This is a genomic window from Stieleria varia, from assembly GCF_038443385.1.
GTDB classification, from domain to species: domain Bacteria; phylum Planctomycetota; class Planctomycetia; order Pirellulales; family Pirellulaceae; genus Stieleria; species Stieleria varia.
Genome location: NZ_CP151726.1, coordinates 3,865,363 through 3,878,084, shown reverse-complemented (window position 1 = coordinate 3,878,084; position 12,722 = coordinate 3,865,363). Strand labels below are relative to the sequence as shown.

Here is a 12,722-nt window from a genome sequence, read left to right as displayed (position 1 = left end):
TCCGCTGACCCATTGATGACGAGTGATAGATGGCCGCCCCCATGATGAATCGACGTGGTTTCGGAATGACAGCCGGATGGGGCGCCAGTGCCGTATCGCTGCAGGCAATTGCGGTACAGGCGCTTGGCTTGCAAGCACTTGCATCGGAACCTGCCTTGTCTCAGGAAAACAACAACGCTCCACATCATCCTCCGACGGCAAAGAGCGTGGTATTCTTGTTCATGTCGGGTGGCCCAAGTCAAGTTGATACATTCGACCCGAAACCGGAGTTGGCAAGGCTGGCGGGAAAGGATGTTCCCGAATCGATCGCGGCACACGTCCCAAAGATCAAGCGAGCGGGATTGAAGAACTTGATGGCCTCGCCGTGGGAATTCAATCCACATGGCGAATCCGGTATCCCCGTTTCCACCTTGTTGCCACGAATCGCTGAGCACGTTGACGACCTTTGTGTGATTCGCTCCATGTCACATCGCAACCCAGTACATGGTCCGGGTGAATGCGTCGCATTGACGGGAACCTCGATCGGCGACCGTCCCAGCTTGGGAGCGTGGTCCATCTATGGATTGGGCAGCGAGACGGATGACTTGCCCGCTTTCATCACGATGAATCTGCACACCGACGGTATGCAGAATCCTCAGGCGGCGGGCTGGGGAACGGGATTCCTGCCTTCGCGATTTCAAGGCACGGTCGTGAATCCGTTGACCGGGATCCAGAACACAACCATGCCAAGCAGTACCGCTGTTCAACAGAGAAGTGACGAACTGCGAGTGTTGCAGCAAATGAATCGTCAGTTCCTGCAGCGTACGCAACAAAGTGAACTTGATGCTCGCATTCGCAGTTATGAAATGGCTTTTCAGATGCAGACAACTGGACCGGAGCTGTTTGATTTGAATTCGGAGACCGGCGAAACGCACTCCCTGTACGGAGTCGATCAACCGGAAACCAAGACCGTAGGGCGAGCCTGTTTGTTGGCGCGGCGTATGGTTCAGCGGGGCGTCCGTTTCGTTCAAATCCGAGTCGGTGGGTGGGATGCACATGGGAACATCTTAGCTAATCACACCAAATTGGCTCGACGCACCGATGCTCCCATCGCCGCCCTGCTGACAGACTTGAAACGAACCGGGCTGCTGGACAGTACGCTCGTGGTTTGGGGTGGCGAGTTTGGAAGAACGCCGACGATGGAAGGACGCGGTAATGGACGAGACCATTCGCCGGCCGCCTACAGCGTCTGGATGGCGGGTGGCGGTATTCGGGGCGGTCATATCATTGGCGAGTCTGATCCGATCGGCTACACCGTGACCGAGCGTCCCGTCACACCGGTCGATATGCACGCAACCATCTTGCACGCCATGGGTATCGACAGCCAACGTCTGCAGTTCAATCACCACGGATTGATCGAAACACCATTGGGTGTGACTGCTGGGCAAACCGTCCTGGAAGCATTCAACAAACACTCCTAAAGCAGAACCGAGCACGGAACGTTGCCCCATCCATCAATCACAGAAATCCTGCAAGCGGATCTTGTCCGCGATCGCCAGTCAGCCATTGCCTGTTTGAAAGATTTCGGATGGCTTTTGATTCCCGACGTAACGGTCGAAGGCGTGTCACAGGGCCAGCAAGGTATCTTTCATGCATTGTCGCTGGGGACTGATTTCATCGTTGACTTTGCGACCTACCAGATGTGGGGAAGAAGACTCGTTTGGTACTTGGTCTCGATTGCATCGCCACAGGCAAACATTTTGTCGCGTGAGGGAAGCACGACTGAGTGGAATCGCGCACTCGATCAAGTCGAACAATGGCGACAGTGTATTCTAGTATCAGGTCCTGGAATCCTGCCTTCGCTGAACCTCGATGAATACCAGACGTTGGTCGGCTACCGCATCGTCATCGGACGTTCCCGTGATCAGACCGACGAAGAACGCGAGATCATAGGCATGCATCGCCGCAACGACCTACGAATCCGCAGCTTTGACTGGCTTCTTGAAAAACCAGAACACTATACGACCTCAGAGATCGAAACCCTCAATCAAATCGGTCGAGCCAAGCAAGCGGGCGCAGAATGAGTTGCTCAAAGTTTGGTGTTGTGTCTTTTGGGGTTTGCGCAAGCTTATGTCCCTACTGCCAACGCAGCTGGTGGCCCCAGTGAGCCTCAGGCGCTAGCCGTGGGCCTGTGGCGGATTGTGGTGCCGGCCCACGGCTAGCGCCTGAGGCTCACTTTTGATTGCGATGCATGGAACAAAAACATGGACTGAAAAAACAATATCAACACCGAATTCTGAACAGCGCAGTTCATTTTCGCGTGGCGCGGTTGCAAATATCTAGACAATGCAAAGCATGGATCAGGCGGGGACAACCAAAATGCGAGGTCCCTTCCAAGTTCAATCGATGGATTTGCACTGGAATTGCTATGATAAACGCATCTTGGAGGGCAATGCGAACGACCTACGAAGGCGGTCTCTTTGGCTGACGCTTCGTTTCGAGAGATAGCCTGCGTGAAAAAGCGAATGGAACCGACCGACAAAGACCTATTTGAAGCCCTTTCGCTAGATCGGCTGTTGCCGACGTCGGTCAGCGAAGAGTTGGACGCCACTCAGGAGTGCCATGACACCGGAGACTCGATCGAGTCCGATGCCGGCCAGCCCCACCCCAATTTTGGCCGCTACCGCGTGACCACGCTGATCGGACGCGGGGCCTATGGACAAGTGTTCAGGGCATATGACGAACACTTGCAGCGTCATGTGGCCATCAAAGTCCCGTTGAAGTATCGGATCACGACCACATCGGCGCGTGATCGCTACATCGAGGAGGGACGGACACTGGCGAGGCTGGAGCATCACGGTGTCGTCAGTGTCTATGACGTCGGAATCAACGACGACGGCTTGCCATTCATCGTTTCCGCCTTCGTCGACGGCACGGACTTGGCGACGCGCATGCAAGCCAAACCGTTTTCGCTGCGTCGCGGACTTCAGTTGATGATCGAAATTTCCAAGGCTCTCGGCTATGTCCATTCGCAGGGAATCGTTCACCGGGACATCAAGCCCGCCAATATCTTGCTCAATCGGGACGGCAAGCCTTTCATCGCCGACTTTGGCCTTGCGTTGCGTGACGAGTTGGCTGAAATCAACCGTAGCAGCGTCGGCACACCAGCGTACATGAGCCCGGAGCAGGCACGCGGCGAAAGCCATCTCGTGGACGGTCGCAGCGACTTGTTTTCGTTGGGTGTCGTGCTCTACGAAATGCTGACCGGTCGTCGCCCCTTTTCAGGTCGAGATCGAGAATCGTTGACCTACAAGTTGATCAATCAGGAGCCACGGCCACCCCGTCAATTGTTCACGAGCATCCCCAAGGACTTAGAACGCATCTGCATGAAGTTGCTGGCCAAGCAGGCGACCTACCGCTACAGCACGGCGGCGGACTTGGTCGATGACTTGGAGCACCTGTTAGCGGAATTGGAGGGCAATTCGGAGCGAGCGTCCGACAAAATCTCTGGGCCTGAACATGTTCATTCGGCCAGCCAAACAGAGCAAACTCTGGGACGTCACGACGAATCCAGTTCGCTGAACCATGTTGTGCCACGCGGTCTGCGATCCTATGACCAGCACGATGCGAACTTTTTTTGCCGCCTGTTACCCGGCCCCCGAGATCGAGAGGGTGTTCCTGAAAGCTTGCGGTTTTGGCAACGACAGATTGACTCCGACGAGACGGCCGATTCTCCCAGAATCGGTGTCCTGTATGGACCGTCGGGTTGTGGAAAATCATCGTTCGTAAAAGCCGGTTTGATGCCGCTGTTGAGTGAAAACATCACCACGGTGTTCATAGAAGCGACACGGGACGAAACGGAATCACGTCTCCTGAGAGGCATTCACCGACGGATCAGCATTGCTTCGACGACCGAAAGTCTTTCGGAAACACTGACCAAGATACGGCTCGCCTTTCACGGGGATCAGGAACACCCAAAGAAGACCAAATTGCTGCTCGTCATCGATCAGTTCGAACAATGGTTGCATGGTCGGTCAGATTCTGAGACTCCTGAACTGGTAACGGCGCTGCGACAGTGTGATGGACAGAGCATTCAGTGTTTGCTGTTGGTCAGAGATGATTTTTGGCTGGCGCTCTCACGATTCATGTCATCCGTTGAAATCCCACTGCAGCAAAACAAGAACACATCTCTTGTGGATTTGTTCAGCGAGTCACACGCACGAAAGGTGCTACATGAACTCGGTGTGGCCTACGATCGATTGCCGGAACGATCCGATTTGATCACTCCAGCGCAGAATCAGTTCTTGGAACGTAGCGTTAAGGAATTGAGTGAGAACGGAAAGGTTTTTCCTATTCGTCTCACTTTGTTCGTCGAGATGGTCAAGAATCGACCCTGGGTCGCCAGCACCTTGAATGAAATAGGCGGTGCCGATGGTATCGGCTTGCAGTTCTTGGAGGAAGCTTTTAGCAGTACCTTGGCTCCCGTTGCACAACGAACGCATGAACCGGCAGTGCGTCAAGTTCTAAAGCGATTGTTGCCCGAACACGGTGCTCCCATCAAGGGAAACATGCAGAGCGAGCAAGCGTTGCTTGATGCGTCTGGGTACTCGGAGCAGCCAGAGTTGTTCAACGAAATGATGCGAGTGCTAGAAGTCGACTTGCGGCTATTGACTCCGACAGACCCGGCGGGCACGACGTCCAGCGAAGACAGCTACAGCCAATCGGGTGACGGAGTTCGGTATTATCAGCTCACACATGATTTCTTAGTGCCTGCGATTCAGCAATGGCTTACTCGAAAACAACGAGAAACGCGTCGTGGGCGGGCAGAACTGAGACTTGCCGACTACGCAAACTTGTGGACCCTAAAACGGGACACGCAATTCATTCCATCGTGGTTTGACTGGATCAACATTCGCGTCCTGTCATCTCCATCGCGTTGGAATGCGACGGAGAGAACGATGATGTCAGCGGCCTCACGTCGACATTTGATCCGTACGACGATCGGTATCACGGCAATTACTTTGATTGGTTTCGTCATCTGGCTGTCCAGCAATCGATCGATCACCGATGGACTCATTCAGCAGCTACAAACAGCGCGCGAAGATGAACTAGCTGGGATTCTGGATTCATTGCGGGACCGGGGAGGCTATGCCGCTGCGCAAATCCGGACGCAACTTGAACCGCTGGAGGAAGGAGTTCAAACAGAACTGGTAAACCGGCTTGCCCTGCTGCACTACGATGCATCGCAACGAGGGACTTTGTTGCAACGTAGTCTCAGTGCCGATTTGCCAATGCTGTCCGTCTTGCGACAGCGGTTACATCCTCACGACAAAGAATCCCAAGAGTTCTTGATTTCCGTACTCAATTCGGGCGACGCTGAGGCGGGGGCAAAATTGCGAGCCGCGATGATGCTGGCCGATGCAACGGAGAGGACGCAAGATCACTGGGCGGTTTTTCAATCAAACGCGGAATCCATCGTTTCAGAAATGCTGCACCACTGTTCCGTCTCGCCACGTGATACGGCATGGGCGATCGATGGGCTGGAACCGATCGCACCATGCCTAAATCCCGCCCTGCGTGAAGTCGCGTTGACGCCTTCCGAGTCCGTACAACGCAATCTGGCGACAAATATTTTGGTGCGTTTTAATCGGAATGCACCCGATCAACTTCTTGACTTCTTTCTCGATGCGTCCGCCGACCAATTCGACGCGATATTGCCGACGCTCGACAAAGTCGCCAACAGTGTTGCGTCAAGAATCCAAGTCACGGCACTGACGGAGATCGATGCGAGCTTGCCGGAGCCGGAGTATGACAGACTTGCCGCTCGCAAGGGCACTGCCGCTGCCTTGCTGCATCGGATCGGCACCAATGATTTGACGTGGAACATGCTGAAATCCACACCACGTCCCAATGCCAGATCTTATCTCCAACAACGGATCGCACGATTCGGCAACTCCTTTCCTGAGATCGTCAATCGATTCGCTCGCGAATCCGACCCTGGGATTCGCCGCGCGCTACTGGGGATCGTTGCGACCTTTCCACAACGCAATGTTTCCGAAGCGGATCGGCTGAAAGCTCTGACGCTGGCAAAGGATGCCTTTTTGAATGACCCCGACACAGGCATTCATTCGGCAGCGACTTGGATGCTGCGAAGTTGGGGACAGGCGGACTGGGTTCATACAAACACGATGGCGCAATCGCGTCTGATGCCTGATCCGAGAAAGAATTGGTTTGTCAATTCTGAGGGGCATACGATGGCGATATTGGACGCCAGGCATGTCCCAGAAATCGGCCGAGTGTATGCCATCGGAACCGGGGAAGTCACAGTGGGACAGTATGGGAGATTTCGCCCAGACCATGAATACTATCGCGAACGGTCGCCAGAGCCGGATTGCCCTGTAGGAGCCTTGGACTGGTACGACTGCCTCAGCTATTGTCGCTGGCTTAGCGAAACCTTGAACGCCGACCCTGAACATTGCTACCCAGACGAACTGCGAGAGACAAACCCCAAAGTCCCGTACGATCATGTCTTGGCTCACGCCGCGTATCGTTTGCCCACTCTGGCGGAGTGGACATACGCTTGCATTGCGTTGACGACTTCTCCCCGGTACTACGGCTCAACAGACGAACTCGCCGACATCTACTACTGGTACTACGAAACAGCACTGACTGCCGACAGAGCCATTCGATATTTTCCCGCAGGAGACAAAGCACCCAACGACTTCGGGATGTTCAATCTGTACGACAATGTCAGAGAATGGTCGCATTCTGCTGTCGCGGCACGACGCAATGTGATGGGGGGCAGCAACTCGTTTGAAGTCTGGACACCTGTTTCGATTGACGACGAGCCGGCTTCAGATCTTCCTATGGCCAGAAACGGCTACTATGGATTACGACTCGCGAAAACCATCGTCGCCGAAAACTAGTGGTCCGTTACAGCTAGTTTTATTGGGTTGTCTGCGGAAAGGGGGGCAGGCCATCTGCGTGATGACCGAGTTGCGAATGGTGGATAGCAGCATCGGTTCGCGAGCAATCTCAATGACGCGAGAATTGATCAGGACTTCGAGCGAATGCCCGTCGGCGTGGTTCAATTGGGCCGCGAAATCATCGACGGAACCTCGCCGGATCGCTTGATCAAAGAGAATCTGCTGTTGCTCAGGATTGACCCAAAGTCCAAGATCGTTCAATGCCATGTCGACGATTTTATCGCACTCGTAGCCGAACATCTTTGCAAACGCGATGTTCGCCTCCACAACCCTCAGCGTCTTCAAATCAATCAAGACTCCCGGATCTGGCGACTGGGTAAAGAGCACTAGGTATCGTGACGCGTTGCGTTGGCTGGCTTCTCGCTGCAGCCGATGAAACTCTACCATTTGAGCTTCGTCTGATTTTGCTTCTCCCACTGCCTCATAGATCGCTGCAGCCAAGTCGTAGTCGCCCCGCTCTGTTGCGATGGCTGCGAACTGTAATTGCAAACGCTTGCGAACTTCGCGAGCTTTCAAGCTACTCGGCCATAATGCAATCGCTTCACAAAGTAGTGCGTCTGCGATCCCAAAATCTCGATAGGCATCGGCGCTGTCGGTGGAGTTGATCGCGTGTTCCGCTTGTCCGATCGCCCGGCGGATCAGACGTTGACTCTGCTCGTGCTGCCGTTCGTCCTTGATCGCGTCGATGAACTGATCGACACTTGCGAATCGCTCGGCAGATGATGTGGCCATCGCACGCATTGCGACCGTCATCAACTCACATTCCGTGTCGGTGGGTTCGATGACGTTGTTGGCAGCTGCTTGAATGCATTGCAACAGAGATGGCCCATTGTGTGGCGGCTTGCCCGTCAAGACTCGGTAAAGGATAGCGCCGAGCAAATAGACATCGGTTTGAAACGAGATGGCGCCTGCGGATGCGGATGCGAGTTCCGGGGCCATGTAGGCGGGTGTGCCACCGATGGAATTGGTCGCGGCCACCGTTTGATTTGTTTGGTACTTGACCGCGAGTCCCCAATCAGCGACCAAGACTTCTCCAAACTTGCCCAGCATCACGTTCTCGGGCTTGATATCTCGATGAATCAGGCCACGAGAGTGCGCATAGCGGATCGCATCAGCGACACGAAGCAGGATTTCGATGTTCTGTGAAAGCGAGAGGTCATCGATTTGTTTGTCCCAGCTCGTGCCATCGATTCGCTTCATCGAGTAAAACAGCGAGCCGTTCTTGTCCGAGTAGACTTCGTGCAACGCGATGACGTTAGGATGATCCAATCCCCCGATCACGCGTGCTTCGGCGAGAAACTGCTCCCGCAGATGAGGTTTCACCGCATGTTCGCTACGCAACATTTTGACGGCGACTTCGCGATCAACCGCGCGCTGGTGAGCTTGAAAGACCACTCCGGTGCCGCCAGCGCCCAGTTGTCCTACAAATCGGTAATCGGCGTCGTCTCGGTGCCGACTGCCCACCTTTGCGATCTGACGAAGCGGAATGAAGCCGCAATCTGCGTCCCGGCTTACTGGAGAGTCACTACTGAGACACTGTTCAACGGTTTGAGAAAGCAGCGGCTTTGCTGCGGGGGGACTCTGCTGACCACGATCCAGCGATGAGGATGAATCTTGAGTGGGCAACGCGATCGTCTGCAAGATGCCGGGTGAACTCTGGAACTGGTGTTGAAGCTCTGGATGATGCTGGAGTGTGCCCAGCAGGCTATCACTGGGAGTTGAATCCGTGGGCGTAAAGAAACGCTGATTCTGTAACGACATAGAGAGGACCGCTTGGAGACATAGTTCTCAGCGATCGAAACCTAGCTCAATTGTCGCGAATCTCCCAATCGATCCGTAATGACTTAGCGGCGGTGTAGGGTTTCCGGACACAGCCGGGTCCTCTTGTGACGATCATACGCTCATCACTCATTGCCAGGTAGCGAAAGTCATCGATACTTTCGGCAACGGGCTGGTGATGCCGAAACTCTTGACGAGATTCGCTACCCCTGGAGACAAGCCTTGAAGTAGTTGTCGTCTCGGAGAGACGCTTCTACGTGTCTGCGATTCAAAACTTCCAGGTGTAGAGGATCTTTCCTTCGTTGTCCGTGAGGCGGAGGTTGGAAAGTTTCAGTTTCCCGGCGCTGCGTGACGGATCAACTCGCAGGGCTTGAAGGGGCGTCGCCGTGCTGAATTTGACGTCGTACTCGTGGGACTGACCATCGTGAGTCACGGAGAAGTCGACGCTGCGATCGCGGTGAAAGGCTTTGGCCTCTCCTTGTTCTCGCCAGAACAGTTGGCCGTTTCCCGTTGATTGAGAGGACATCGTAAAACGGAGTGTCAGTTCGCCCGCAGGAATTGGCTTGGGCAACAAATAGCTGAAATGTGGGTCGCCGCCGCTGCTGATCACCTGCAATGCCGAATCAGCGATGGCGAGCGTGCAGTGATTGTCTGCCTGCCATCCGGCAATGGGCTTCTGCCGCGGCGCAGGTTCGTTACGCGTTTGCTTGGAGCCGGAGCCTTTGAGTGTGGCCTGGCCTTCCCGTTCAGGATTGTACTTCGTCGGATCAAACTTTGGATTGGGCAAAGGCACGACCGCGCCGGTGTCTGACAAGAATGCGTCGATGCGTGCGTCCATTTCTTGGACACGTTCAGGATATTTGTCGGCCAAGTCACTGCGTTCACCAAGATCCTGAGAGAGATCGTAGAGTTTGTATCTGTGTTTCCCATTCTCGCCACCGTGAAACAACCGAATGAGTTTCCAATCACCGACATGAACGCTGACCGCCGGTGGCAACCAGTCAGGGACTCCGGGAGCGTGTGGAAAGTAAGTAAAGATTGCGTCTCGGGTGAGCGGTTGTGATTTCAACGCAGGTGCGAGACTGACTCCATCAAATGTTTGTTCAGGTTGCGCTGAGATGTCGAGCAAATCGAGTAGTGTCGGGTAATAGTCACAGCTTTGGATCACGGCATCGCTACGCGAGCCCGGCTGCGTGACTCCGGGTGCTGCAATGATTGCTGGTCCGCGGATGCCGCCTTCGTACATGGTCGCTTTGCCACCTCTGAGCGGCGCATTACTCGTCGGCGTCGTTCCGTCGACTTCGTTGTACATGTTGCCGCCGTTGTCCGATGCAAAAATGATGATCGTGTTTTCGGCGAGTTGGAGCCGATCGAGCGTGTCCAGAAGAGTTCCCACGGCATCATCCATGCTTTCGATCATCGCAGCGTAGGTCGGTGACCGCTGCGGATCAGATGGGTTGATTCGTGACCGGTACTGCTCGATCAACTTCGCCTTGGCATCGAACGGAGCGTGCACACTGAACATCCAGTAATTCAGAAAGAACGGTTTGTCTTGATGCTTCTCCATGAACCGAACGGCTTCGTCGGCCATTCGGTCTTCGATGTGTTCTGCAGGCGTTTGAGGATCAAAGTCTGGAAATTTCCAGGGAGCCACGTAGCTGCCAGCCGGTCCAGGTCCCGCCCAGTGCGGTACGTCGATGTCAAATCCGTGTTGCAGTGGCGAATAAGGTTCTGGACCGAGGTGCCACTTTCCAAAGTGGGCCGTTACGTACCCATTGTCCTGGAACATTTCGGCCACCGTGTAATAGCGAGTGTCGAGTCGGGTCACGGGATTGGGCTGAGTCGACTTCTGAATCGGTGATGCGGACGTTGCCGCCGTCGCTGTGAGGACAACAGCGGGCAAGTGGCAGTTGGGCGTCGTGATTCCTGTCCGAGCGGGACTCAATCCCGTCAACACACTGGCACGAGTGGGTGAGCACAACGGGCTGGCGGAGTACGCGTGGGTAAAAGTCATCCCGCGAGCCGCGAGACGCTGAATGTTGGGGGTTCTGTAAAAGTCGGTTGTTCCGTAAAGAGTGGTGTCGCTCCAACCGAGATCATCCGCCAGGATCAGGACCACATTCGGTTTGCGCTGAGCACCCGCGGCCATGACACCGGAATACAGATTCAGGAATGCAGCGAAGAAAGAAACGATGAAAAACGGTTGGTTCAATGGCGAGCGTTGCATCAATGGTTTCGTCACGGGAGCGGTTGCTAAAAAGACCGGTTAGTATAGCCCAAAGCGGAGATCTGTCATGAAATCGCTTGTACATCTCGCGGGCTGTCGCTTTGGCATGAGCTTTGCTTTTCCGTTGAATGACCGGGTGCCGGTTGGGAACGGACCGAGATCGGTCAAATCAGAACCAGTTTTGATCGTTCTTCGATCAGCATCGCCGGGTAACCATTCAAAACCTTGGAGAAATTAATCATGACGACTGCAACGAAAACGGCATCGGTATTCAAACGACAAATACTGACCAGTGACGCGAATCAAGAGACAGTCTCGTTGCTGCAAGCGAATCTCGTCAATCTGGTTGACTTGGCACTGTTGCTGAAGCAAGCACACTGGAATGTCCTGGGCACGAACTTTCGCTCTGTTCACTTGCAATTGGATGAAATCATTGCATCGGTTCGAAACGCGAGTGATGAAGTGGCTGAACGGGTCAGTACGCTGGGAGTTGCTCCCGATGGGCGATCAGAAACGGTAGCCAAAGATACCGATCTAAGCACCTATCCGGATGGCTTCCAAAAAGTCCCGGCCACGCTTCAACACGTCGCGGACGCGTTGATGACGACGATCGAGCAGATTCGCGACGCGATCGAAAAGCTTGGTGAGATGGACCCGATCAGCGAGGACTTGCTGATCGGAATCTCCGCAACTTTGGAGAAGCATTTGTGGATGGTCCAAGCCCAAGAGGAATGACTCCTGAACTAAGCCACCAATCTGAGATGTTCAATTCAAGAGTTTGTCCATCAGGAATTCTTGAGCTGATGCGTACTGCGGCTTCTCTTGGCCCGAGATCAGTAGGTGACATTCTTGCCCCACACTGTCGCATTTCTCTTTCATCTTGACCCCGTAGACCGGGTGATGAATTCCGTGCCCCGCATTCTTTGACGGCAGCGACATGTCGCCGCCGTAGGACATGAACAAAGGCGGATCGCCTTTGCTGACATGGTTGTACGGCGAGAACTCGACGTAGAGAGCTTTGTGGTCGTCGTAGTTGGCCAATGCTTCTTCGATCGTTTTTTCACCGACGGCCATGTTGATCATGTTGTGTTTCAGCACGTTCTCACCCAACCAGGGCTCGATGACTTTGGGATCGATCGATGTTTGACCTGCTGCGACCGCAGCGGCGGTGACGCGTGTCGACTCACGCAAAACGGGGTCAGTCGAATTGGGATCCGCCAGATCATCGTGACACAAGATCCACATGGAGGTGCATGCGCCAGCGCTGCCCCCGGTCAGTGCGATGCGGTCTTTGCGAATGTTCCACTCGGCCGCTTTGCTGCGGATGAACTGGATGGCTTTGGCGGCATCATGAACCGGCGCAGGCAATGGTGCGATGCCGGTGAGTCGATAATTGATCGCCGCATACGAGATGCCCTTGTCGAGATACGGTTGGACATCGCGAGCGTTTCGGTTTTTATCTCCACCGATCCATCCTCCGCCGTGGATATAGACCAGCAGCGGTCGTGGGCCGTCGCCTTCAGCTTGCCAAAAATCGATGACGTTCATTTCGTGGTCACCATAAGAGACCCCGGCGTGGGTGGGCGCCAGGGTCTTGGGAGTTGGCGGCTGCTTTTCCTGAGCTGGCAGGGTGCCGGTCAGCATGCAAGCCAAAGCAACAACAAAAGTAAATCGGTTCATGTTGGGTGACTCAATCAGGGGGGGACGGAGCAGGTCTTGGCGGGATCTCGTGCGAGGGGGGGAAATCTCGT

The 12,722-nt window shown here is 54.6% G+C and carries 7 protein-coding genes; 4 read left to right on the top strand and 3 right to left on the bottom strand.

What is annotated here, in order from left to right; translation table 11 throughout:
- Window positions 1-41: 41 nt before the first annotated feature.
- The 3 genes from Pla52nx_RS12760 to Pla52nx_RS12750 all read left to right on the top strand — a co-directional run bounded on the left by Pla52nx_RS12760 (window position 42) and on the right by Pla52nx_RS12750 (window position 6,905).
- Entirely contained in the window at window positions 42-1,460 is a 1,419-nt protein-coding gene (locus Pla52nx_RS12760; RefSeq protein ID WP_197454291.1) for a DUF1501 domain-containing protein, read from the top strand.
- A 21-nt stretch (window positions 1,461-1,481) separates the two neighbouring features.
- On the top strand, window positions 1,482-2,063 hold the full coding sequence (locus Pla52nx_RS12755; RefSeq protein WP_146518469.1) for a hypothetical protein: 582 nt from the start codon (window positions 1,482-1,484) through the stop codon (window positions 2,061-2,063).
- 429 nt (window positions 2,064-2,492) lie between these two features.
- Entirely contained in the window at window positions 2,493-6,905 is a 4,413-nt protein-coding gene (locus tag Pla52nx_RS12750; RefSeq protein ID WP_146518470.1) for a bifunctional serine/threonine-protein kinase/formylglycine-generating enzyme family protein, read from the top strand.
- Here the strand turns inward: Pla52nx_RS12750 and Pla52nx_RS12745 are convergent.
- On the bottom strand, window positions 6,870-8,726 hold the full coding sequence (locus tag Pla52nx_RS12745) for a protein kinase domain-containing protein (protein WP_146518471.1): 1,857 nt from the start codon (window positions 8,724-8,726) through the stop codon (window positions 6,870-6,872). The two genes, Pla52nx_RS12750 and Pla52nx_RS12745, sit on opposite strands and share 36 nt — an antisense overlap.
- Window positions 8,727-9,012: 286 nt before the next feature.
- Complete coding sequence (locus tag Pla52nx_RS12740) at window positions 9,013-10,971, bottom strand: sulfatase (protein ID WP_146518695.1); 1,959 nt, start codon at window positions 10,969-10,971, stop codon at window positions 9,013-9,015.
- A 240-nt stretch (window positions 10,972-11,211) separates the two neighbouring features.
- Between Pla52nx_RS12740 and dps the strand changes: the two genes are divergently transcribed.
- Window positions 11,212-11,706, top strand: coding sequence for a DNA starvation/stationary phase protection protein Dps (gene dps, locus Pla52nx_RS12735; protein WP_146518472.1), 495 nt, complete (start codon window positions 11,212-11,214; stop codon window positions 11,704-11,706).
- Window positions 11,707-11,736: 30 nt separating this feature from the next.
- Here dps and Pla52nx_RS12730 read toward each other — a convergent pair whose 3' ends face one another.
- Entirely contained in the window at window positions 11,737-12,651 is a 915-nt protein-coding gene (locus Pla52nx_RS12730; protein WP_146518473.1) for an alpha/beta hydrolase, read from the bottom strand.
- Window positions 12,652-12,722 lie beyond the last annotated feature (71 nt).